The 24,280-nt window shown below is 35.0% G+C and carries 19 protein-coding genes; 5 read left to right on the top strand and 14 right to left on the bottom strand.

Annotated elements, in window-relative coordinates; genetic code table 11:
* Nucleotides 1-77: 77 nt before the first annotated feature.
* Nucleotides 78-1,022, top strand: coding sequence for a tetratricopeptide repeat protein (locus tag ACJMLH_RS04625; RefSeq protein ID WP_405275173.1), 945 nt, complete (start codon nt 78-80; stop codon nt 1,020-1,022).
* Between the two features lie 76 nt (nt 1,023-1,098).
* Here the strand turns inward: ACJMLH_RS04625 and ACJMLH_RS04620 are convergent, their stop codons facing one another.
* From ACJMLH_RS04620 to ACJMLH_RS04610, 3 genes are read right to left on the bottom strand one after another with little or no spacing between them, the layout of a single operon-like run.
* The gene (locus tag ACJMLH_RS04620) at nt 1,099-1,536 is read right to left on the bottom strand and encodes a low molecular weight protein arginine phosphatase (RefSeq protein ID WP_405275171.1); all 438 of its coding nucleotides are present in this window, start codon (nt 1,534-1,536) and stop codon (nt 1,099-1,101) included.
* A gap of 5 nt (nt 1,537-1,541) precedes the next feature.
* Nucleotides 1,542-1,991: a hypothetical protein gene (locus tag ACJMLH_RS04615; protein ID WP_405275169.1), complete on the bottom strand. Its 450-nt coding sequence runs from the start codon at nt 1,989-1,991 to the stop codon at nt 1,542-1,544.
* Nucleotides 1,988-2,713 carry a DNA polymerase beta superfamily protein gene (locus ACJMLH_RS04610; RefSeq protein WP_405275167.1) on the bottom strand — a complete coding sequence of 242 codons (726 nt, stop codon included), beginning with the start codon at nt 2,711-2,713 and terminating at the stop codon, nt 1,988-1,990. Before ACJMLH_RS04610 ends, ACJMLH_RS04615 begins: the two co-directional genes overlap by 4 nt.
* 205 nt (nt 2,714-2,918) lie before the next feature.
* Here ACJMLH_RS04610 and glmS point away from each other — a divergent pair, with 205 nt between their 5' ends.
* The gene (glmS, locus tag ACJMLH_RS04605; RefSeq protein WP_405275165.1) at nt 2,919-4,697 is read left to right on the top strand and encodes a glutamine--fructose-6-phosphate transaminase (isomerizing); all 1,779 of its coding nucleotides are present in this window, start codon (nt 2,919-2,921) and stop codon (nt 4,695-4,697) included.
* A gap of 400 nt (nt 4,698-5,097) precedes the next feature.
* Nucleotides 5,098-5,523 carry a hypothetical protein gene (locus ACJMLH_RS04600; protein WP_405275163.1) on the top strand — a complete coding sequence of 142 codons (426 nt, stop codon included), beginning with the start codon at nt 5,098-5,100 and terminating at the stop codon, nt 5,521-5,523.
* A 118-nt stretch (nt 5,524-5,641) separates the two neighbouring features.
* On the opposite strand, the gene ACJMLH_RS04595 is transcribed toward ACJMLH_RS04600, so the two are convergent.
* The 8 genes from ACJMLH_RS04595 to ACJMLH_RS04560 all read right to left on the bottom strand — a co-directional run bounded on the left by ACJMLH_RS04595 (nt 5,642) and on the right by ACJMLH_RS04560 (nt 17,099).
* Nucleotides 5,642-6,634, bottom strand: a complete 993-nt coding sequence (locus ACJMLH_RS04595; protein WP_405275161.1) for a BspA family leucine-rich repeat surface protein — start codon at nt 6,632-6,634, stop codon at nt 5,642-5,644.
* 2 nt (nt 6,635-6,636) lie between these two features.
* A complete protein-coding gene (locus tag ACJMLH_RS04590) occupies nt 6,637-8,442 on the bottom strand; it encodes a BspA family leucine-rich repeat surface protein (RefSeq protein WP_405275159.1) in 1,806 nt (601 codons plus the stop codon).
* A 75-nt stretch (nt 8,443-8,517) separates the two neighbouring features.
* Entirely contained in the window at nt 8,518-10,683 is a 2,166-nt protein-coding gene (locus ACJMLH_RS04585; protein ID WP_405275157.1) for a hypothetical protein, read from the bottom strand.
* Nucleotides 10,684-10,783: 100 nt separating this feature from the next.
* The gene (locus tag ACJMLH_RS04580; protein ID WP_405275155.1) at nt 10,784-13,204 is read right to left on the bottom strand and encodes a BspA family leucine-rich repeat surface protein; all 2,421 of its coding nucleotides are present in this window, start codon (nt 13,202-13,204) and stop codon (nt 10,784-10,786) included.
* A 171-nt stretch (nt 13,205-13,375) separates the two neighbouring features.
* Nucleotides 13,376-13,876 (bottom strand): nitroreductase family protein, encoded by a 501-nt coding sequence (locus ACJMLH_RS04575; RefSeq protein ID WP_405275153.1) that lies wholly within the window; start codon nt 13,874-13,876, stop codon nt 13,376-13,378.
* The gene (locus ACJMLH_RS04570; RefSeq protein ID WP_405275151.1) at nt 13,877-15,433 is read right to left on the bottom strand and encodes a chloride channel protein; all 1,557 of its coding nucleotides are present in this window, start codon (nt 15,431-15,433) and stop codon (nt 13,877-13,879) included.
* Between the two features lie 11 nt (nt 15,434-15,444).
* Nucleotides 15,445-15,915 (bottom strand): methylated DNA-protein cysteine methyltransferase, encoded by a 471-nt coding sequence (locus tag ACJMLH_RS04565; RefSeq protein WP_405275149.1) that lies wholly within the window; start codon nt 15,913-15,915, stop codon nt 15,445-15,447.
* Nucleotides 15,916-16,037: 122 nt separating this feature from the next.
* Nucleotides 16,038-17,099, bottom strand: a complete 1,062-nt coding sequence (locus ACJMLH_RS04560; protein ID WP_405275147.1) for an NAD(P)-dependent alcohol dehydrogenase — start codon at nt 17,097-17,099, stop codon at nt 16,038-16,040.
* Nucleotides 17,100-17,599: 500 nt separating this feature from the next.
* On the opposite strand from ACJMLH_RS04560, the gene ACJMLH_RS04555 reads away from it, so the two are divergent.
* Nucleotides 17,600-19,012 (top strand): alanine/glycine:cation symporter family protein, encoded by a 1,413-nt coding sequence (locus tag ACJMLH_RS04555; protein ID WP_405275145.1) that lies wholly within the window; start codon nt 17,600-17,602, stop codon nt 19,010-19,012.
* A gap of 48 nt (nt 19,013-19,060) precedes the next feature.
* On the opposite strand, the gene ACJMLH_RS04550 is transcribed toward ACJMLH_RS04555, so the two are convergent.
* Complete coding sequence (locus ACJMLH_RS04550) at nt 19,061-20,716, bottom strand: hypothetical protein (protein ID WP_405275143.1); 1,656 nt, start codon at nt 20,714-20,716, stop codon at nt 19,061-19,063.
* Between the two features lie 68 nt (nt 20,717-20,784).
* On the bottom strand, nt 20,785-23,220 hold the full coding sequence (locus ACJMLH_RS04545; RefSeq protein ID WP_405275141.1) for a hypothetical protein: 2,436 nt from the start codon (nt 23,218-23,220) through the stop codon (nt 20,785-20,787).
* Between the two features lie 124 nt (nt 23,221-23,344).
* Here ACJMLH_RS04545 and ACJMLH_RS04540 point away from each other — a divergent pair, with 124 nt between their 5' ends.
* Entirely contained in the window at nt 23,345-24,004 is a 660-nt protein-coding gene (locus ACJMLH_RS04540) for a hypothetical protein (RefSeq protein WP_405275139.1), read from the top strand.
* Between the two features lie 81 nt (nt 24,005-24,085).
* Here the strand turns inward: ACJMLH_RS04540 and ACJMLH_RS04535 are convergent.
* A partial coding sequence (locus tag ACJMLH_RS04535) for a hypothetical protein (protein WP_405275137.1) occupies nt 24,086-24,280 on the bottom strand: 195 nt, incomplete at its 5' end.

The raw sequence follows: 24,280 nt of genomic DNA, 5'->3' as shown, positions 1-24,280 counted from the left end.
ATTACCTTACCCCAAATTAATCATCACTCTTTTTTAAAATCCATTACTTTTTTTATTAACTATTATCGAGGGATATTATGCTAGAAGACTATATCAACAGTAAAATTAATGAAGCTTACGATTATATGCAAAATGACAGCGAAAAAGCCTTGGAAATTTTTGATGAAGTGCTCGAAATTGAACCTGAAAAAACACAAGCCATCAATGGCAAAGGGTCAACCCTGATGAAACTGAACAGATTTGATGAAGCGGATGAATGTTTCAATCATTCTCTGTCTATTTCTGAAAACTCATCAGCGCTTCTCAATAAAGGAATGATTGCCAAACACAGAAATGACTTTGAAAATGCAATGGCATATTTTGATAAGGCGTTGAAAGTCAATCCGAACCTGGAAAATATCATAAATATCCTAAAAAGTGAAATCATCGATGCCAATGATAATGCCGATGAAACGGTGAATGAACTGATTGAAAAGGGGATTAAACTTAAAGATGAAAACAAGCTATGGGATTCACTTGACATTCTCATGCAGGCCATTGAAGAAGACCCCTCCTGTGAAAATCAGGCAAACAAACTGATTGATGAGATAAAAACTACCTTTGAAAGGGAATTTATTTATGATGACGGGGACTTTGACATTAACAGCAAAGTCGACAGACTAAAAATGCAGGCCATAAAAGCATTAATCAAGGAAAACAATCCTGAAAAGGCATTGACATTAATGGATCTGGTTTTGGAGCTGGATGAAAATGACATCAACACGCTGAACCATAAGGGAGGCGTGCTGTTTATCTGTAGCGACTATCAAAAAGCCATTGAATGCTTCGATAAATGCCTGAGTATAGATGAAAATTATACCTGCGCTCTTTTCAATAAAGCCCTGGTGTTAAGAGTGATGAATAAACTGCAAGATGCATTAAATTGCTTCGATGAACTTTTAAAAACACCTCAAAATTACAATAAAGTCAAACCATACCAATTAGAAATATTAGACAAGCTCAACACGAGAGCAATAACATGACTCTTTTTTTAAAAAATAGATGAAAAATTACTTGATTTGAAAGCAATTAGCCAAACCAAAGCAATTTAGAAATTGACTAAATTTTAATTTTAGAAAAATCAAATTTTGATTCACAAATCTTTTCCAAAGCTTCTTTTATCTCCAAAAAGCAATTTTCATAAACATTTAAATTATAACCGTATGGATCTGCAATATCCAGATTTTCATATCCTGCACATTCCTTAATTGTACATATTTTCAAATTAGGATATTCCCCCTTAAGATAATCCCTATGTCTGACTGTTGCGGTCAATACCAAATCCATTTCTTCAATATCTGAATCCTCAATTGGAGTTGACCTATGACCTGACAGGTCAAGACCATGACTTTTACATACTTCAATTGCATTGTATGATGCCATTTCACCGTCAAGTGCAAAAGTGCCTGCAGATGAAACCTCAACATTACCAGCAATGTCTTTAAATATTGCTTCAGCCATCGGGCTTCTGCAAATGTTTCCTGTGCATACAAACATCACTTTCACATTAACACCTCGAATTCACTGTGAGTTTTCAAAATTTTCTCCAACGCTTCTTTTATTTTAAAATAACAGACCACATAACTACCCAATCCACCGTCGGACGGGTCTTTAATATCCAGATTACTGTTACATCCGCCATATTGTCTGATGGTATAGGCATTAATATCCGGATAGAACTTTTTAATCTTTTCCCTGTTTTTAACTGTGGCTGTCAATACCAAATCAACGGAGTTAAAGTCAACATCAGATATATTGGTTGTTTTAAAGTCAGATAAATCAATTCCATGTTTTCTGCAAACTAAACATGCATATTCATCTGCCTTTTCACCGGATTCGGTTGAAAAACCTGCAGAGGAAACATCAGCATTTTTAACCATTTTCCTAAAGATTCCTTCAGCCATCGGACTTCTTGAAGTATTTCCGCTGCAAATAAAAACTATCTTCATCATCTTAAACCCAGTATCTCCTGAAATCTTACATTATATTCTTCAACATCCTTTTTTTGAGCTTTGGATTTTGGCTTTTCAAAACTGAAATTATCCAAAGAATCGTTAATCCATGTGTGAATCAACTGCAGATCCTCATCTGTTATATCATCAAATGCCAAATTTTTATAAGCTTCTGTCATATTGGAAATAGCTTCCTTCACATCATCAGATACCTGTGGTGGGTTTTGGCTTAATTCCATCCAGGAAAAATTGCATCTAATGACATATAATGTTTTTTTAATAATTTTTTTATCCCTTAAATTGCTGCCTGCAATATATTTTTTGTTTGTTTTTAAAGCCTGGCCGTAGTACTGGTTCATTAGCGTAACGGAATTGAATTCAGGCAAATTCTTAAACAGCCCAATTTCATCAGGAATATAAACAATAGGGGAATCCAACCATTCCTTTAAACCTGCATTGCTTTTGTAATGAAGGTTCAATGCTTTTTTAATATCCCATCCCACCATATCAAATAAACCGTCCTCTTCAAGAATCACATCTTCGAAATTGTCCAGAACCAGATATTGGGAAATATCATTATGTTTATAAATGAATTTGATATCGTAATCCGAATCCTTATTGCAATAGCCATGTGTTCTTGAACCTGATTCGGCAGCATATAAAATTGTAATATTCTCTCTAACTTCCAATTCATGAAGTTTTTCCAAAATCTTTTCTTTCATACTATCACTTAAAGATAATTATATCAAAAAAAGTATTTAAATTATGTAAAGTAATAGCTTTAGGCTAAAATAAGATTTGAAATTCAAAATCAGGTTATTTAAAGAATTTTGTTTAAAAAACAAATTGTTTATAAAGCATTTTATTTATGCGATTTATATTATCTTAAGTTTAACTAATTACTAATTAACATATTAAGGTGATAAAATGTGCGGAATTGTTGGATGCATTTTAAAAGAAAATAAAGATGTGGCACCTATCTTATTCAGCTGCATTTCAAAATTGGAATACAGAGGATACGATTCAATAGGTATTGCTACTTATGATAACACAATTAATGTTAAAAAAGGAAAAGGAGACATTGAAACTGTAAACGAAAACCTGAATTTCGAAGATATGAAAGGAGATCTTGGAATTGCACATACAAGATGGGCGTCAACAGGAAGACCAACCGACGCAAATGCCCATCCACACATGGACAATTCACAAAGCGTTGCAGTCGTTCACAACGGTACTCTTGAAAATTACACTGACTTGAAGGAAGAGCTGATTGAAGAAGGATTCACTTTCAAATCAACAACAGACAGTGAAGTGATTCCTAACCTTATTAAAAAATTCATGGAAAAAGGCAAAAGCCTTGAAGATGCATTAAGAAAAACAACAGAAAAACTTAAAGGATCTTATGCTATCGTTGCAATTTCCAAAGACGAGCCTGACAAACTTGTTGCAACAAGAAAAGACTCTCCATTAATCGTGGCATATGGTGAAAAAGGTTATTTCGTTGCATCAGATACACCTGCAGTACTTGAATATGCCCGTGACGTTATAAGACCTGATGAATGTGAAGTTGCAGTCCTTACAAAAGATGGCATTGAAATTCATGATAAAAACGGTGAAAATGTAAAATGGGAATCCAAATATATTGACTGGACTCCTGAAATGGCACAAAAGGAAGGTCATCCTCACTTTATGATCAAGGAAATCATAGAACAGTCCGAAGCCGTAAAAAACACTTTAGGTCAAAAGGCAAACATCCAAAAGATTATCGATGAAATCGGAGATGTAAAAAGAATCTGCTTTGTAGCCTGCGGTACATCCTATCATGCATCAATTACAGGAAAATACCTGATTGAATCCATGGCAGGAATTGCATGTGATGTCGTAATTGCATCAGAGTCAAAATACACTGCAAGAACATGGGATGAAGACACATTAGTCATTTTCATTTCACAGTCCGGTGAAACCTATGATTCACGTATGGCCTTAAAAGAAGCCAGAAAAACATCAAAAACATTAGCTATCGTTAATGTTGCAGGATCAGCTATGACCGATGAAGCGGAATTTGTAATTCAGACTCAGGCAGGGCCTGAAATCGGAGTGGCAGCAACAAAAACATACATTGCACAGCTGACAGCAATTTATCTGTTTGCAGGATTGCTTTCCAAAAACGGTGAATTGATTGAGGAGCTCAACAAAGTTCCGGCATACATCGATGAAGCAGTAAAAGAAAGGGAAACAATTAAAGAGTTATCTAAAATGTATACCTTTGCAGAAAACATATTCTATCTCGGACGTGGATTTTCCTATCCGATTGCACTTGAAGGTGCTTTGAAACTCAAGGAAATCACTTATATCCATGCGGAAGCATATCCTGCAGGGGAGTTAAAACACGGCCCTCTAGCTTTAATTGATGAAAAAGTCCCTGTCATTGTAGTTGTCCCACCTGGAGAGGATTATGATAAAACAATGACACATATTGAAGAGGTTAAAGCTCGTGGAGCTATCGTATTATGTGTTGGTGCTAAAGGCGATGAGAAAATAGCTGAAAACTCAAAGGAAATCATCGGAATCAATCCTGAAGTAACAGACATTATTGCTCCGTTGGTTTATACAGTACCATTACAGTTAGTTTCCTACTACGTGACAATCGAAAAGGGATATAATCCTGATAAACCAAGAAACCTTGCAAAGGTAATTACAGTATAGCCATGAAGTTCAATTTAACTTCATGATTCCCTTATTTTTTCAATAGTTTAAGATGAAAGTTAGCTTATTTTAACAGCAGTTTTACATTAACGGCACGGTTATAGAATTCACATCCGAATTTTATAGTGCGATATATCCGCATAGAAATTTTAGTCAGAATTAGAAATTTCAATCGTTAATGTAAAATCTAAGTTAAAAAAATCAATTATTTTTATAAATAACTGATTAAATCATTCTATTTTTTATTTTTAAGACGCAAGTAAGTACTTACATTCGAAAAACTTTATATATGAACTTAATTATATATTTCTTTGGCAAAGATGTGTTAAATCAAAAATTAACATGTTATTTCCTAAATTAACAAACCTAAAAAAAACACACAATACTCTTGGTGATACAAATGAAACTTAGAACAAACTTATTGGCAATACTTGCAATATTTTGCGTAGTTTTCTCCGCATGTGCAGTAAGTGCAACAGATGATGTAACAGATTACTCCAGTGATTTAGGCTCAGATGACTCCCAAGCAGTTAATGATGATATAATAATTCCTCCTGATTATTCCCACAATGAAACACAAAATGCCAGTCGCGAAAATCCTGACGCTGAAGCTATTAATGACGAAATGATAGCTCCTCCTGATGCAAGCCACAATGAATCAGCAATGATGAACTCAACAGGCAATGCAAGCAGTCATGCAGCAGATGAAAATATTATCAACTCAACTGCAGCTTACAGAATGCCTGCAACAGGTAACCCTATCTTTGCATTATTTGCGGTCAGCGCTGTTCTAGGCGGAGCTTGTGTAATCAGAAGGAAAATATAATTTCCTTCAATTATCTTTTTTCCATAATTTTTCAAAGCATGATTTAATATCATGCTTCCATTTCTCCCGTTTTGTAATATCCTATTTTTTCATGAAAATTAGTTTTGCTTAATACACATCATTTCCAATTTTTAAAAGACTCAAAATAAACATTCTCTAAAATAATTCTTCCACACCTTTTACATTCCAAATCATGCAAACTAGTGTATTTAATATCATTGCAATCACAATCAGGGCATTTTAGTTCAAAATGACTTTTAACAATTTTTTTACAGTCACTACAGGTTATTTCCCCGCAGTCATAGATTAAATTAGTACTTCCGCAATTTTTGCAGGACAATCCGGGTTTAATATTTGATCCTTCAAGATCATCTTCCATTTTTAATTCCTGCTTTCTGGATTTGAACCTGTTTTCAAACCTGGTTTCGTAGAACATGTTTTTAGTATCGCAATCAGGATTCAAATTCCATGATTCAATTGTCGAAATATCATCCAGACTGTGGCAATATTTAAACATTCCCCTCACTGATTTGACATTGCCAACATCCCAATTTTTCAAATCTGAAATATCTTCAAGGCTCTTGCACTCATTGAAAGCCCATGTCATGTCATGAACATTGCCGACATCCCAACTGCCAAGTCCTGAAATTGCCTTGAGATTTATGCACTCCATAAAAAGAGAATCCATTGTGAGGACATTACTCACATCCCATGTATCCAAACCGGAAACAGTCTTCAGTCTTTCAAGACCTCTAAACATGTCATTGAGTGAAGTGACACTGGCCTGAACGTTTTGCACCACCATTGCCCTAATGTTTTTGAATGGATTTTGGGTGTATCTTATAAAAACCGGCGAATCATCACCATAGGTCCTTTCAAAGACCTGACCCAGATAATAGTATCTCTCCAGATCAGTCCTGGCGGATAAATCTTCACTTATGTAAATCACATCTTTCGGATTTTCAATATCAAGATAGTCAGTGAGGTTTTCTCCGTTCTTTAAGATGATCAATACTTTAACATCACCAAGTTCGTAAATGCTTTTGCAAGTTTCATTCAATGCTTCAAATTCGTTTAAATCATCATTATAGAAATATTTGCTCAATTTCACCACTACCCCAGAGGCAAGTGCCTGCTTTTTAAATCTATTTGTCTTACAGATTCCAATTCTTTAAAAATTTCAAATATTTCCTCTTCTTTTATTGCACAATTTGCAAACATTGCTTCGGTATTTTCCACCTTGTCAAATTCCCATGCGCTTATTGGAGTAAAATCACGGAGATAATCACATCCGTCAAACATATGCGCCATATTCTTAAGATTTGAAATGTCCCAGAACTCCAGTGAAGAAATGTCTTCCAGATAGTTGCAGCAGCTGAACATGTATTCCATGTTTTCCACATTTTTTACATCCCAGTTGAATAAACCGTGAATATCCTCCAGAGAATGGCAATCATCAAACATATGCCCCATATCGCATACATTATGAGTATTCCACTGCCCCAGCGGCGAAATGCTTCCCAATGAAAAACAGTTTTCGAACATCGAATTCATGCTGGTCACGTTCGATACATCCCAATCCCTTAAATGTGAAAGATCTTTCAGACTGTTGCACTCCTTGAATACTCCATTCATGTTTTGTATATTGGATACGTCCCAGTCTGGGGCAAATAATATGTGTTCAAGTGAAAAGCATCCGAAAAACATGTTTTCAAGTGATGTTACATTATCTGATATTTCGGTAGTGACAATGACTTTCATGCTGGATAAATCCTTGTATTTTTCAGTCAAATCATCCTTTTTTGAGAGATTTTCACTTACAAAGAGGACTTCCCTTTTATAGCTGACGTCATCCCAGCTGGTCAGGTTTGTCCCATCCTTCAATATTATAAGAACATCCAAATACCTCAAATCAAAAATGCTATCACATGTAGTGTTTAAATGTTCAAATTGGTGGACAGGATGCATTTTATCGAAATCAACCCTATCCCAATCAGGATTGTGCAGCTTATGTAATCTTAAGCCCGCTGCACTTGCCAAACTATATTTGTTTCTGCCGTTTACAATTTGATTTAAAAATGATTCATCGCTTATGCATTCACAAACGGCTTTCTTGACAGAACCATGACCGTCATTGAAAAATATATTTTTTAGAACCTCTTCATCTTCTATCTTTAATAGGGCCGCTATCCTGACATTATAATCATAATCATCCAATGCCAGTTTTTCCAGAAAGGACCGATCCTGCAAATTTGGATTGTAAATGGCCGAGACCCTGACGCTGCTTTTTGAGTCATTTTCTATTATTTGCTTTAAAACATCCTCATTTTTAATGTATTTAGCAGCATCATATCGAACTGAATATTTACAGTCATTTAATGCAAGATATGAGAAAAGTTCTTCATTATTTAAATTCGGATTGTTAATTGCACCGCACCGTACACGCAAATCATAATCGTTTAAAGCTATATCAGTCAATAATCCTTCATCCGCCAATATGGGGCTGTTTGCCGCTTCATATCTGACCTCCCATCGTCTATCGGGACATACAAGATACGGATATACAGTACAGAGCCTGATTCTTTTTCCTCCGGCAATAGCAGGTGCCTTGTAAATAGAATTTTTTATTATATCTATTAGTTTTCCTTCATCAGAGCATCTTCTAACTTCTATAGGTTCTATAAGTAATTTGGAATCAGGGTTAAAATATCTTAACTTCCTATAAGCATAAAAACAAACATAATCGTCTTTTTCCCTTAGCAATACCTTTTCAAAAACAGACGGGTTGCATAAATTAGGATTTTTAACTGCTTCTTTTCTTATAGTCCAATGTGGACCATTTAAAGCCAAATTGGCTAAAACATCCTCATCAGTCTGATTTCTTGCCTCTTCAAGCATGTCATCAAATTCCAAGTCCATGTTAAAAACCCCTGAAATACTATTTGTTTTTGAAAATATTTAAAAAAAGTGAAAAATAAAGAGAAATTAAACTCTTTATTTAACTGTGATTTTAACCTTTTTACTTGCTGCCTTATAGTTGGAACTTCCTTTATATTTATAAACAGCATTAAATTTGCCTTTTTTAGTTAATTTAACTGTGAAAGTAGCTACACCTTTTGTATTGGTTTTAGCATTGTATGTCTTTTTGTTGACTGTTAAAGTAACTTTGGTCTTTTTAATAGGGCTGTTCTTGTTGTTTTTAAGTGTTACTGTTACTTTCTTGGTTTTTGTTTTTACCTTAAATGTTTTGGAAGAAGCAGCAAGTTTTGGAGTTGCTTTTTTAACAACGATTTTTGCAGAACCGCTTGATTTCAAATATGTGCTGTCGCCATCAAATCTGAAATTTGCATTATAAGTTTTTGCAGGCAATTTAACTGATAATTTTACCTGACCATTGCTGTCACTGGTTCTATTGTAGGTTTCACCGTTCAAAACAATAGTGACTTTTTTACCATTTAAAACATTGCCGTCTGCATCCTTTAAGGTAACAACTAAATTTTTGGCATTGTTGTAAGTAGTTGAAATATTCGGAGCAGCTATTGCAGTTATTTTTCCGACATTAACATTGAAAGTGTTTGAATATACCTCCCCAAGCAATTTGCCGTTTTCAAAATAACCGTCATTGTACTGAACAGCTATCTTATGACAACCTGCTGAAAGTCCGGAAATGACTTTTGATACTTCACCGGACTCCAGACTGAAGAATTCATTTTCACCGCCGTCGACGGAAATGTATACAAAGCCGAATGGAGTGGCAGGTGCAGTTAACTTAACTGTCGCATCTAATCCAAGTTCCACAGCATCTGGAACCTCTGCTGAGATGTTTTCAGAATTTTTAACCACATAAACATCCTGAACAATAGGATAGTCTCCTCCAGGATAGTCAAATTCCAGATAATATTTATTCAAACCTATTACGTTGCTTGACAGTTCAACAGTTGAATATCTGTTTGCTATTGTATTTGAAGCCAGAAGTTTACCTTTTTTGCCAGTATTGTAATCATACACATTGAAATTACCGTTAACCCATTCATGAGTGCATATGGTAATTGTAAAGTTTTCACCATCACTTACAAAAAATGGAGCTGTTATTGTTGGAACTACAATAACTGTTTCTGTAGCTGTCAATGTTCCGAAATCATCACCTGTATATGTTGCTGTGATTTCATTTTCTCCCAAATGGTTTAAATTCCATGCAGGAATAAAATAGGACGCTCGTCCATTTGAATAGGTTATGTTTTCATCAACATTATTGAATTTTATGTTCAATACTCCTGTTGCCTCCCAAGGCAAGTAAATATGAGCATTGTTGTCTGCAGGCAAGTTTACAGTATACAAATCGAAATACAATTCCAGTTTAGGGTTTGTTGTCGGTTCCCTTTCGGCTACAACAACATTCTCATCTTTAAGAGTTCTAGTTGTTCCATTTTCAGTAAATGTAATCTTAATTTCATAGGTTCCATAGTCATCAAATAAATCTGATGCAGATATATATCTTGATTTGTTGCTGCAGTCTGCAATCTCTTCAAAATCGCCTTTATTTACGGCATATGAAACTTTTCTGTTGCCGTTTACAAGAATTTCCAATGTTCCTGTATTCGCATGATTGGAATCAATTGTAATAAAACTAGATGTAGACCAGTATTCCTGATGGCAATAATACGGATTAAACATGTAAATGTCAAAATCCTCTTTTTCTTTTAGGCCAACAGAGCTGTCGATTAAAGTTTTTTGATTGTATTTAACTTTAACATTATAATTTCCTAAATCAAGACCCAAATCGCCTGGATAAATATACTGCAAGTATTTTTCATAGGTTCCACCATACCCGTTATCTTCAATTGAAAAATAGCCGTTTGTAATCTTCAAGGACTGCTTTTCAACATCGTCCACCAAAATGGAGAATGTTCCATTATCCTTGGAGGATGATGAAATATACATTATATCTGTTGAATTCCATTTGTCCTTGTCTTGGGCATAGTTTTCCTGAACTGTTATATAAAAATCGTCATCCCAGTAAGATTCACCGACTAAAGTGTCAGATGAATCACTTACAGCCGAAACTGCGTCATCCTGAGTTATATTATCAGATGCGCTTACGGCACCCATTGTTAAAATAGCCAGCAGAATGCCAACTATCAGAAATTTATAAATTTTCAAAATAACAACCTCGATAATCTAATTATGGTTAATTATATGAACCTAATGATAATTAAATTAACTAAAGGTTTTGCTTTAAATGAAAAATAATTTTTACATTTTAGTCTGAAGAGTCCTCTTCCTGAGGTTCGGTTTCATCTTCTATTGCTTCTTCATCCTCAATTTTTTCAACATTATACCATGAAGGAGTTTCATTTAGTGCTGCGCAGTCTTCAAACATTGCATCCATGTTTTCAACACCGGACACGTCCCAGTTACTGATGGTTGAAGCGTCTTCCAGGGTTCTGCAATCACAAAACATATGATCCATAGCTTTTACATTTGCCACATTCCATTGGCTTAATGCGGTAATATTCGGAAGTGCCCTGCAGTGTTCAAACATTCCGCCCATGTTATTTACATTAGATACATCCCAGTTACCCAATGAAGTGATGTTTTCCAGTGAAACACAACCGAAAAATGTTCCATTCATATTTTCGACATTGCTAACATTCCAGTTTCCGAGAGATATTACATGAATTAAAGAGACACAATTCCAAAACATCGCTCTCATATATTTAAGATTGCTTACATTCCAGTTTCTAAATGGGGAATTGTCTATTAAGGACAGGCAATTTAAAAACATTCCGTTCATATTTTCGACATTGCCAACATTCCAATCTCTTAAAGGTGAAAAGTCACGCAATGCCCTGCAGCCGTGGAAAAGGAAATTCATTTCATGAACATTGGAAACATCCCATAATTTTAAAAATGTAATGTCTTCCAGAGACTGGCATTTTGAAAACATTCCTATCATCTTTTCTGCCTTATCCACTCCAAATGCAAAAATGGCCTTAAGTGATGTCATACCGGCATATCTTTCACCCAAATCTGTTTTGCCGGATAAATCTTCATTAACAAACAATATGTCCTGTCTGTTTTTCACCTGACTCCAGCTGGTTAGGTTAGTACCATCTTTCAGGATAATCAAAACTTCCAAATCGCCCAAATCAAATATGTTGTCTGTGGTTCTGTTGAGCTTATTGAATTCCTGTACCCATTTATTTAAACCTGTGAATTGACCGTTTGCATACCACATAGGATAGAATTTCAGACTTTGACAGTTTTCAAATACATCACTGGCAGTTTGAATGCTTTTAAGCATCCAAAAATCGAGACATGATGGATTTTCAAGCGATTTACAGTTGTTGAATAACCTGTCGATATTGGCTACATGATTTACATTCCAATCTTTTATGGCGGTTACATCAGCAAGCTCTTCACAGCCGTCAAGCATTTCCTCCATTGAAATTATTTTGGAAACGTCCCATTCCTTCAGGGCAGATATATCTGCCAATAAACTGCAGTCCTTAAACAAACCGCTTAATTTGGTGATGTTTGAGATATCCCAATTCTTTAGGGCGGAAATGTTTATTAATGATTCACAGCCATTGAACAAATCATCAAAGGATTTAACATTTGAAACATCCCATTCACTGACAGGTGAAATGTCTTCAAGCATTTCACATCCGCAGAACATTTCAATCATGTTTCTCAGGCTGGAAACATCCCAATTCTCGAGAGGAGTGATATCCTCCAATTGAATACAATCGGCAAACAGCCTTTCCATTGATGCTATATTTGAAACGTCCCAATTTTTGAGGGGATTGATGTTTGTCAGGCGACTGCAGCCACAGAACAAACCGCTTATTCTGGTTATATTTGAAAGGTCCCAATTTTTAATTGGTGAAATATCTTCAAGAGAAGAACAGTTAGTAAACAATGACAATAAACTTGAATTATTGGCCATTTTTGACAAATCCCATTTTTTAAGTGCTGAAATCTTTTTAAGGGAACTGCAGTTTCTAAACATTGCAGTTATGTTGAATGCACTTGCCATATTCCAGTTTTTCAATGGGGAAATGTCTACGAGGGATTCACAAAAATCAAATATGCATGCCATATCCCTTACATTGGAGACATCCCAGTTTTTCAATGCTGAAATGTCATATAATGAGTAACATTCAGAGAATATGTAATGCATGTCAGTGACATTGGAAACATCCCAGTCATTAAGGCCGGTCAATTCTTCAAGACTTGAGCAATATCTAAACATGTTGGACATGTTTTCGAGATTGGAGACGTTCCATCCTTCAAGTGATGAAATATCCTCCAGGGAGCTGCAACCTTCAAACATTCTGCTCATATTTGTTACCTGGGATACGTCCCATGATTTCAAAGAGGAGACATCTGCAAGCTCTTCACATCCTGCAAACATTCCTTCCATGTTTTTAACATCCCCAAAACCGAATGCTACAATAGCTTTAAGGGAAGTAAGTCCTGCATATCTGTTTGCCAAATCAGTTTTACCGAACAAATCTTCACTTATGTAGATAATATCTTCTTTATCATCCACATATTCCCATCTTGTTAAATTAGAACCGTCTTTAAGGATTATTAAAACATTTAATTCATTCAATTCATAAATGCTTTGAGTGGTTGTATTTAATAGCTCGAATTCTCTAAGTTGCTTACTAATCATATTACCATCTTGAATTTAGATAATTATATTTTGTTTTTAAAATATTTAAACTATATTTTAGAAATCAAGAAAAGTACCTTAACTCACTAACCTGATGATGAGTCAAATCATCAATCAGAGCCATTTGACTGAACAAAATTTTATAGGGATTTTAAAAAAAATCACAGTCTTCTAGAACCTGTCAAAATGAACTTTGGATTTGTCATATCTCAGTTTTACTTCGCTTTCATATGCAGGCCATCCAACACAGATTACTGAAAACGGAATGCAATAATCTGGGATTTCCAAATACTCTTTCAGTCTTAATGTCCTCTCTTCTATCGGATGGAAACCCAACCAGACTGCACCCAATCCCTCATGGGTTGCCTGAAGCAGTATATTTTCATTGCATGCTCCAAGGTCCTGTTCTATCATCCTAATGACCTTTGCCTGATTCAAGTTTCCCAAAGTAATTATTAAATGTGATGCATTAGCAGCCGGCTTTGCAAACTTGTGCATTTCAGAAATTGCAATTTTGTCTTCGCTTTTTGATACCACAATAAACTCCCACGGCTGTGAATTGCATGAAGAGGGAGCCTGCATACCTGCCTTTAAGAGGTTTTCAATCAACTCATCAGGGACTTTTTCATCTTTGAATTTGCGAATGCTTTGTCTTTTGAAGATTATGCTCATTTAACCACCAAATAACTCTTCAATTTCTTCTCTGACATAAGGATAATCATTGCTGTCAGTCAATACATGTATCTGATCACCATATTTAATGTGGAAATCTTCAGTTGGAATAATGTATTTGCCGTTTCTGATGACAGACACCACTATAGCATTTTTCGGGAATGGAATGTCCTTAACTTTAAAGTTAATGTAATTGCAGTCCAGAGGAACAAGATATTCAGATAAAACATGTTTGGAAGTTTCCCTTACAAATTCCCTGTTTTTATTCAAAAGCAGTCTGTCATATAATGATTCATAAATTGGTTCGTTGCCTAAAAGTGTCGGAACCATGTAAGCTATCAGAGACACTATAATCATCGCCACAAGAGATTCTGTTGAACCGCACATCTCTGCAATCAGCACGATTCCTGTGATTGGAGAGCGGACAGTTGCAGCGAAAAATCCTGCCATTGAAATGACTATGAACTTGTAGATTATGTCCTGTTCAAATCCAAAAATTGGAACTACTGCAGAGCCGAATACTGCACCGATATATGCACCCAATACGAGAATTGGTAAAAATATTCCTCCAGGAGCTCCTGATGAGAATGAAAACATTGAAAAAAGATACTTTAACACTAAAAGCAACACCAGCACACCAAGTGACGGCATAGCAATATCCAGCATGTCCATCATGAAGTGTCCCCCATCGCTTATTTCAGGAATGGTCAGGGCTACAACACCAGATACCATAAATACCAATACGAACTTGAGCCATGACGGCATTCTCAAGTTGGAAACCAAATCGGATGATTTTATCATTCCAACATTATAGACATAACCTAAAAGACCAATTAAAACACCCAGAAGTACAAATAGCCAATAATGTTCAAGCGGAATATTCGGAACTACAAATGTCAATGCAGTAGATTGGCCAAATATCAGTTTTGAGATGAAATCTGATACGATTGCAGACACCAGTGCAATGAACACCAATGTCTTGTCAAACCCGTGGTTGATTTCCTCCAGAACAAACAATACCCCTGCAAGAGGCGCATTGAATGCTGCTGTAATACCTACTGCCGAACCTACAAGAATCAGTCTCAGCTCATCGGTTTTGGATCCTTTGAAAAGTTTTGCAACACCTTTACCTGCCATACCACCAATCTGGACGGACGGACCTTCCGGACCAAGTGACAGCCCGCCCAAAGCTGTCAGTACACCTGCAACAATTTTAGAAAAAAGTACCTTTGCCCAGTTGGCTTCCATGTGACCCTTTACTTCAGCATAAACCTGAGGTATTCCGCTTCCGGAAGAGTCAACTTCCCATTTTGTCAGCAAATCAATTAAAATGCCCATGATGACCAGGGCAATGAAAAATAATACAATATAGAATACATTTCCGCGGATTATTGTCAAATATCCTCTTAAAACATGTTCTGAGCCGTAAAGTAAAAAACGATATAAACATACCATTAATCCTGCAAATATACCTACCATTACACCCTGAACGGTTAATCGGAAAATATATTTCGGATTTTCAGTCACAGATTTCATTGTTTTTTCAAGAGTCTTCATTGTATTAATATTTATTCTAAATCATATAAGAAATTATCATAATTTTCAACAAAATATCTGATGTTTTTGCGACCTTTTGTTGTAAATGTATGGCCTTCAGAGGCTAATTTCTCCTTTTGATATTCAATTCCACCAGGATATTTCGGATTTAATTCACCATCAGTTTTTAGGGTTCTCCAGAATGGAATTCTATCTTCAGTCCTCTCCCAGCTGGCTTGAGCAGACAAGCTAATGAAAATTCCAGCAGTCATCGGACAGGTAAACTCAGCATTATGCTTTTTAGCTAAATATTCTCTTATTTCACGAGTGGTAATAAGTTTACCTTCTGGAATTTGAGCCATAATCTCATTATATTCCAATGGCGGAGCAATCAACATTTGAGAGCCACCATATCTTTCAATAGATTTTTCATCATCGATTACAACTATTTTCGGCATGTCTTTAGAGTTTTGTAACTTTTCATTGAAGCTTTTGCGAGCCATAGTATCACCTTAAAAAAATGTAAAATTATTTTTAAGAAAAATTAGTATAAAAATATTTTGTTTTCAAAAACAGTTAAAGTTAAACTAAAAAAAATAAATAAAAAAGCTATAATAATATAGCTTTATTCTAAAATAACAGCAGGTTTAATTAAATCACGTGGTTTGTCTCTCATGATGATCATAGCTTCGTAGATGTCATCGAAGTTAGTGAATCTGTGAGTGATTAATTTACTTGAGTCGAATCTTCCGTATTCAACTAATTTTACAAGTTGTTCCATTCTAGCACGTCCACCAGGACATACTCCACCACGGATTGTTTTATCTGCAAGTCCAGCACCCCATGCAAGTGCAGGCAATGGAACTTCAGCAACGCCGTCATAGTGGTTTACATTACCTAAAACACCGCCGACTTTAAGTACTTCTAAAGCTTCACCAACAGTATTTGCGCCACCACCGGCAACAACTACTTTATCTACACCAGCACCATCAGTCAAATCCATGATTTGCTGTACTGTATCACCGTCATGATAATCAACTATGTCTGATGCACCATATTCTTTTGCGACTTTAACTGACACAGGCCTACTTCCGACAGCAAGAATTCTTGAAGCTCCCATAAAGTGTGCTCCTGCTACGCCCATAAGTCCTACAGGACCAATACCAAATACAGCCACTGTGTCACCAGGTTTGATTTCTGCAAGTTCCGCACCGTAAAAACCAGTTGTCATCATATCTGAAATCATTACAGCCTGATCAAGTGAAACATTATCCGGCAAGTGTGCTAAATTACCGTCTGCTTGATTTACATTAAAGTGTTCTGCGAATGTTCCGTCTTTAAAAGTAATGAAGCTCATTCCAGTACCCATTCCGTAACAGTGTTGACCGAATCCTGTTTGTCCTGGAACTGTAAGCCAGTCAGGAGTGATTGCAGGTACGATTACACGGTCTCCAGGTTTGAAGTCTTTTACGTGGCTTCCAACTTCTTCAACAATACCTGTTGCTTCATGACCTAAAATCCTGTTTGGAGCATCGCTCATGTAAGCGTTTCCCCAAACGATATGTACATCAGAAGTACAAGGGGCAAGAGCAATAGGTTTTACAATTGCATCATATGGTCCACATTCAGGATCAGGTTTTTCAACCCAGTCCATTACATCTTGGTCTATTCTTGCAAGTCCTCTCATAATTTTTTCTCCCAATAAATTTTTAGATGTTGAATTAACACAACATATACTATAATTATGCATTTGAAAATATTTAAATATTACTTATTTAAGTGAATATTATTTAAAAAATAATAAAAAAGATAAAAATTTATTAAAAAATAAAAAATAATTTATATTATTTAAAAAAAAGAATAAAAAAAATATTTAAATGTTAAATGATGTTCACATCAATTTCATCTATTTATACAAAAGTTTTTTTCTAAAATTCATATATCTAAACAACATATTTAATTTCAACAGTTTTTTTAAATAGAATCCTCGAAGTATTCAACATTAAACGATTTAAACAATAACATACAAATAGAATAAATTATTATATGAAAAAAAAAACAAAATAATAATTATAGAAAACAAATAGCTTTAAAAAATACAATAATATGTAAAAATGAACATATTTTAAAATATTCTTAACAAAATGAACACGATAAAATATTTTTAGTTTAAAAAAGGAGGAATTTATGTTAGACCCTGTATATCTTTTAAATCAAATCGATGAGATAATGTACTTTCCTATCCTGATAATTATCATGGCATCTGCGGGATTGTATTTCACACTGCGAACAAGAGGAGTTCAAATCAGATTATTTAGAGAATCTTTAAGACTCATACTAGAGCCAAGTCATGATGAAAACTCCGTATCATCTCTGCAGGCCATGCTGGTATCCACTGCTTCAAGAGTAGGAACCGGAAATATCATCGGAGTATCAACAGCAATCTGTCTTGGAGGTCCGGGAGCTGTTTTCTGGATGTGGCTCATGTGTATTATAGGAGCATCTTCCGCATTCATTGAAAGTACACTAGCTCAAGTCTTCAAGCAAAAAGATCATCATGGCCATGCATATGGGGGTCCTGCATACTATATCGAACACGGGTTAAACATGCCAAAAACAGCAGCGCTTTTCTGCATATTTTTAATAGCCACATATGCGGTAGGATTTAATATGCTGTGCTCTTTCAACCTCCAGTCTACATTCATGGATTATCCATTTTATAATTCCACAACCCCCATAATCATTGGTGCAATACTGGCTATCTTAACCGCATATTGCCTTTTTGGAGGAGGTAAAAGAATTATTAAAATTACAGGCACTGTTGTGCCGTTTATGGGCTTTGCGTATGTAGGAGTTGCTCTAATCATTATCCTTCTGAACTATCAAAATATCCCTGCAATGTTTTCACTTATTTTAAAAAATGCATTTGATTTCCAATCCATTTTCGGAGGAGTGGCCGGTTCATGTATGGTATACGGAATCAAAAGAGGCTTGTTTTCAAATGAAGCAGGTGTAGGTTCTGCTCCAAATGCATCCGCATCCGCAAATGTATCTCACCCTGCAAAACAGGGATTGGTTCAAACATTATCAGTTTATATTGATACGCTACTTTTATGTACAGCTACAGCATTGATGTGCCTTTCCACTGGCGTTGCACCTAGTCCTATCGTTTCCGGAGCCCCATATGTGCAAATGTCAATTTCAACAGTCTTTGGTGTTGCAGGACCAATATTCATCACAGTTGCAATGGTTCTGTTTGCATTTACAACATTGATAGGGAACCTTTATTATGTGGATAATGCTTTAATCTTTTTAAATGGAAAAACAATGCCTTCAAAAAGATTTATGAAACTATTCAATATTGCAGCTTCATTAATTGTTTTTGTTGGAGCTATTATTCCAATGGATGCTGCATGGGCTATGGCAGACATTACAATGGGCGGAATGACCCTGATAAACCTGCCTGTATGTATGCTTCTGGGTAAAATAGCTTTCGACTGTTTGAAAGATTACGAAACCCAGAAAAAAGAAGGAAAAAATCCTGTTTTTAAAGCAACTGACGTTGGATTTAGTGAAGAAGAATTAGATTTCTGGAAATGAATTTTCCAGAACATCAACTTTTTATTTTTTTATAGGGACTGGAATCGATTATAAGTTCATTTCCTTTCTCAGGAATTCATCACAACCACATACACAATCATTATCCTTGAAATATCCCCTGTTTTTTATTTCATCACGACGGGTGCGGCTGAAATATGATTCATTAATATTCAACAAACATCTTTTAACATTTTCAATTGATTTTGGAAAATTCTCATCGGATATGAATTTACATCCATTTAAATTGGCAACACCCTCATTTCGTATAGCACCAATACATATTTGAGGCTTCCTACCTGCGTAGATATGTACATCAAAATAATCAAATATATCTGAATCCCTACCCCATTCCTTTAACGGAATATTATTTATAAATGCGGAATCTGCAATTTCAATTTCGCCCTTATAATTATTGATTGCACCTACAAATTTTGAAGCATTTCTCGAAAACATGCACACTGATGCTTTTAAATCTCCTGAATAGAAATTATTAATAGCCCCACCATGCCTTGCATAATTATATTTGAAATCACAATTGCTCATTACCAATTGATCTTCATTGAGTATTGCACCGCCATATCTGGTATAATCCTTAAAAGATAGTGCAGGTTTTTGAAGATTTTCCCTTTCATACAAAGGTCCGCCATTATGACTGAATGCAGTATTTTCAATCTCCAGTTTTGATTTGGAGAATATTGCTCCTCCATTATATGCACTATTATATGAAAAATTACAGTCCATTATTTTCAACAATCCATACATGTTTGCTATTGCACCTCCAAATGAGAGTGAATTATTTTGAGAAAAGGAACAATTTATCAACTTCAATTCCCCCAGATTATATATGGCACCACCATAACCCCTAGTTGACCCATATGTTCTATAATTAGAATCCTGCACCTCTTCTTTTGATCTGGAAGATGAATAGCCATTCACAAAATTCAGATTTTCAATTGTAATATTTTTTCCGCTGACAGAAAATATCCTTGTTAAAAAATCGGCATCAACAGCATACCCATTTCCCTTTATCGTAATGTCATCCACATCAATTGGTATTCCATGAATATAATCATAAGCTTCATTGGAAGCTAAATAAATATCAGAATTTAAACAGATAGTTTTTTCACCACTGTGTATCAAATCATCCAAATATTTAAAATTAGGTACAGTTTCAACTTTAACTGATTCAACTTTAGGGGACTCTGAAAGAAGGCTAACTTCACCTCCATTTATTAGGGGTTTTATTGATTCAAACTGATTTTCGGATATTTTAATGGAACCTAAATTAAAAATGGAATGATTTGAACTATTTCTAGAAAACATACAGTCTGAAATTTCCAATTCCCCATGATTTATTATGTCATTTCCATCTTTTTCGGCTTCATTATTGAAAAAAAGACAATTTTCCAACTTCAAGTGACTTTCATTTCGAATAACGCCCCCAAAACCACCATCGTCAGGAATGTCCACAGAAGCGTTGCCATTTTTAAATATAAAATTTTTTAAAACGATATTTCCTCCAGTGATATTGAAAATACGTGTTTTTCCGTTAGCATTTATGGTATATCCGTTTCCATCGATAACCAATGAATCATTTCGAATAGAAACAGGATTATTCAAGTCTATATCCCTTTCCAGCAAAACAAATGCAGAATCAGACCTAATTTTACGAGTAATATATGTATAATCATCTTCGAAAATCATTGCTCTTCCCCATCAAAATTTAAATAAGAATATAAAATTTTCTTCAAATATACTTTTTGATATGATTTTTAATCAACCGTAGGATTATTCATCATTTCAATTTCTACCTCACCTTTACCTTCAATCTTATTTTCAATCTCTTCAGACAACTCCTTTATAATCATATGTCCCCTGTTCAATATTGTCCTTCCATCATTTTTTATTTTGGGATTTATCAAAGTCAAATCACTGAAATTAACTATATTCTTCGAATCGGGGAAATTGTTTTCAAAAACAGCATTCTCTATTGTGCATGACTTGCCATAATTGCAGATTATCGATTCATCAACTTTATCTTCAGTGAAATTCCCGTCAAATATGCTCAAGGCAAATATTTCCTCCTCATTTAATATATCATATTGTGACTGATTGCCCTTAAAATTAGCCTTATTAAAATACATTAACCCTCTATTCAAAACAATACTGTTTTCAGATTTGTTATTTGAAAATTCACAATTGTAAATCTTAAAGTCACCTTCACGATGATTTATAGCCGCACCATAGGCTGCACGGTTATTGGTGAGTTTTGAAGACATGATTATCAGCCGGGCATCATAATTTCGTATTGCTCCACCATATTCTGAGAAGTTTTCAGAGAATGTAGAGTCAATTACTGACAGCAGACTAATGTCATTGTCAATTGCTCCGCCATACATGTTTGAAATGTTTTTAGTCAGTGTGGAATGTCTTATTTTTAGCTTGCCGTCATAATTGTATATTGCTCCTCCAAACATGCTTGCTTGGTTTTCCGTTAGAGTAGAATCATATATTGTTAAATCCCCCATGGTTTTAATAGCTCCGCCACTTTCTTCCGAGATGTTATTTATGAACTCACAATTTATCAAGGTCAATTCAGCATTATGGTTGATTTTAAAAGCGCCTCCATCATTATTTGACTGATTTTCATAATTTTGATGTGAGCGTCCATTTTTGAAAATGATATTTTTCAGAGTGATGTTTTTTCCTGTGACTATAAAGATGCGTGACTTGCCTGACCCGTCGATAGTTTTTCCTTTACCGTCAATGACCAAATCATCAATATCCAAATCAATTCCGCCTTCAAAAAAGTCCCTTTCATAATTTTCAAGGTGAATATCCTGCTTTAGAATAATTTCTCCTGTTTTGCTTTCGCTGATTAGTTTATCCAGATATCCGAAATCAAATTTCTGGCCTGGTGGAATCCTTCCGTAAATTTCAACTTCGCCGTCACCATAAATCTTGCTTTCAATGCCCTGCGGTGGATTTTTTATAAGAATATATCCCTCATTTGATATTGACAGCCCCTCATCCTTTATTTTAGGATTTATCAAAGTCAACTCGCTTTGGTTTATGATGTTTTTATGATTTTCATTTGATGAATTGTTTTCAAAAAGAGTTTTTTCTATAGCACAGGACTTGCCCTTATTGAGCAATACCGATTTTTCAGAATTATTTTCAGCGAATTTTCCATAAAAAATACCTGTTTTAGATTCATTTTCATTAGCTATGATATATTCTGATTTGTTATTTTTGAAATCCGTACTGTAAACCTGTAGAGAATCATTATTTAAGATTATATTATTTTCAGATTCGTTTTCTAAAATTTCACAGCCAATAATTTTAAAATCACCCTCACTGTGATTTACTGCAGCGCCATCATCTGAGAAATTTTTGATGAGTTTAGATCCGTTTATTGTAAAATTGCCTCTGTCACTGTTAATAGCTCCGCCATGTTTTGAACAGTTATGTGTAAATGGAGAATTATCAATCGTTAGAGTGCCGTTATTATTGTTAACCGCACCGCCATATTCTGAAGTATTGTCACTGAAAGAAGAACCGCTTATAGTCAAATTGCCACCGTCATTGTTAACCGCACCACCATGTTTAGAGTTATTTTCCATGAAAGTGGAATCGGATATATTCAAATTACCGCCATCATTGTTAACAGCACCGCCTGAATTTTTTACGGAATTTCTATTGAATTCAGAACCAATTATTGACAGTTCCCCTCCTGCATTAAGAATTGCGCCACCATGCTTGCTTGAAGTGTTTTGACAGAATTTGGAATCAATTATGGATAATTTTGCACCAAAGTTAAGTATTGCTCCACCGCCATAAAATCCTTCTGCGGTATTTTTTGTAAATCTGGATTCTATTATTGACAGGTCTCCTCCCGTAACAATTATAGCACCGCCCAATCCTCCAAATGCATTTTTTAAAACAAGATTTTTTATTCTGATATTCTCCCCCATGGATTCGAATATCCGTGTTTTTCCACAGGCATCTACAGTATGTCCATTACCATCTATAACACAATCTTTAACATTCAGTTTAATTCCATCCAGATATCTGGAGACCTCATCCTCATTTAAAATTATATCGGAGTCGATAACAATCTTTTTTTCTCCGCTATGAATCAAATCATCCAGATATTTAAAATTCTTACATGATTCGGATAATTTTTCCTGATGTTTTTCAATGCCCATAGCAAACACCCTGACTAATTATAAATATTGAAAAACATCTAATTAAAGATTTTACTTTACACTTGATTGCTGATATCTTCCTAAAAACAAACGTTTAAATATAATCTGAAACTATTTGTAGAGTATGACCATCATTAGAGAATTTGAAAAAAAATGTGCCGTCTGCGGCAAAACCAGTAAACAACCAGTTTTGATGAGTACCAACGCCTGGGGCTACCCTGACCTTGATTTCAGACCTTCTGAAATGCAAAGAAGCACAATGTCCACATGGCTTGTTGAATGTCCTCACTGTGGATATGTAGCAAGTAATCTTGAAAATGAACTTGAAGCATCACAGGACATATTGAAAAGTGATGAATATTTGACCTGTGAAGGCAATGAGTTCAAATCCAGATTATCAGAAAGATTTTACAAGCATTATTTAATATCCAGAGCAGAGAATGATTTTGGTTCCGAATTCCTATCCCTTTTGCATTGTGCATGGACCTGTGATGATGCTGATGACGAGCTTGCAGTTGAAATGAGAAAAATGGCTATAAAATCAATGGACAAGATTGTTGTTGAAAGTGATGAAGAAAAGAACAATTTACAGATTATAAAAGCAGATTTGCTTAGAAGATCATTGCAATTTGACAGGGTCATTAGTGAGTTTAAAGATTTCATTTTGGAAGATAAACTTAAAAATGACATCATTACTTTCCAGATTGAATTAGCTATGAAAAAAGACAGTGAATGCCATACTGTAGAAGAAGTCACAACACGTGTAGTATCTAAACCACATTAATGAACCACTTTCTTGTTTAGTTTCCTGTGGTTCTGCTGTTGCGTGTTCTAGGCCCCGTTAGATTTATTATAAGAATCTTATTTAAATAACTTCTTCAATACAAAAACTTTCACCAGTGACATATTTATTGTTTATTAGCACTGTATCTGCATCCACTTTATCATTAACAAAATAACCTTTTACGGTGACTGTCTGCCCTTCTAATCCCTGAAGTTTAGCAGTACTAACAATTGCATATACATTACCCACTTGTATAACTCCAGAATCCTTATTTAT

Source organism: Methanobrevibacter sp., assembly GCF_045116495.1.
GTDB lineage: Archaea > Methanobacteriota > Methanobacteria > Methanobacteriales > Methanobacteriaceae > Methanocatella.
The sequence above is the reverse complement of the archived record's forward strand: the minus strand, read 5'-3'. Positions and strand labels throughout refer to the sequence as shown.